Raw genomic sequence first — 1,184 nt, 5'->3', positions numbered from 1 at the left:
TGCGCCGGACAACGTCTATGTCGGTGCCAACCAACCGGTGGTCAATGCCATCGAGGCGGTCAGCGGTGCGGATGTCTGGAAGTTCGAAAACCTCAACCTGGACAAGACGCCTGTAAGCACCACTGTTACCGACGAGCCGGGTACTCCGGGAAATCCAGGCGGCAACAACGAAGGCGACCTGGTCAAAGTTACTATCACTGCTGACCAACCTTCGGTGGCCGAGAACGTCAAGCCGACCTTCACCGTGCACATCAACCAGGCATTGGCTCATGACCTGGTCGTGACCCTGAGCAACAATGCCCAGGTCACCATCAAGGCGGGTGAGACCAGCGCAGCGTACGAGCACGCGGCACAGGGCGATGACGTCTACAACGATGCCGGCGAAATCAGCCTGGGCATCAAGTCCGCTGTGGACGTCGATGGCCGTACCTTCGAGAATCTACAGCTGGGGGATGCGGCCACGGTTCAGGTCACCGACACCACTGACGAGGTAGTGGCCAAGCTGACCGCGACACCGTCGGTTACCGAAGGCGGCGAGATCACCTACACGATTACGCTGACCAACAAAGACGGTCTGCTGATCGACAAGCATGGCGCACTGACCTTCACGCTGAACGACGGCACCACCATCACTGTGCCGGCGAACAGCACCGCGGGCAGCACCACTGTCACTGCGCCGGACAACGTCTACGCAGGTGCCAATGATCCGGTGATCAAGTCGATCGCGTCGGTCAGCGGCACCGACGCCGGCAAGTTCGAGCAACTGACCCTGGACAAGACCCCGGTTAGCACCACCGTCACTGACGAACCGGGTACGCCAGGCAACGAAGGCGACCTGGTCAAAGTTACCATCACCGCCGACCAGCCTTCGGTGGCCGAGAACGTCAAACCGACCTTCACCGTGCACATCAACCAGGCACTGGCCCACGATCTGGTCGTGACCCTGAGCAACAATGCCCAGGTCACTATCAAGGCAGGTGAAACCAGTGCAGCGTACGAGCACGCAGCACAGGGTGACGACGTCTACAAGGACGCAGGCGAAGTCAGCCTGGGCATCAAGTCGGCTGTGGACGTCGATGGCCGTACCTTCGAAAACCTGCAGTTGGGCGATGCAGCCAAGGTCCAGGTCACCGACACCATTGACGAAGTGGTGGCCAAGTTGACCGCAACGCCGTCGGTTACCG

Annotated in this window: 1 protein-coding gene; it reads left to right on the top strand. The window is 60.3% G+C overall.

Features of this window, described 5'->3' with window-relative positions; genetic code table 11:
• Positions 1-1,184: immunoglobulin-like domain-containing protein (locus ACLEJP_RS25450; protein ID WP_440810892.1), on the top strand; the 1,184-nt coding region annotated here is incomplete at both ends.

Origin of the sequence: Pseudomonas sp. SMV7, from assembly GCF_052041995.1 — a bacterium.
Classification (GTDB): domain Bacteria; phylum Pseudomonadota; class Gammaproteobacteria; order Pseudomonadales; family Pseudomonadaceae; genus Aquipseudomonas.
The sequence above is the reverse complement of the archived record's forward strand: the minus strand, read 5'-3'. Positions and strand labels throughout refer to the sequence as shown.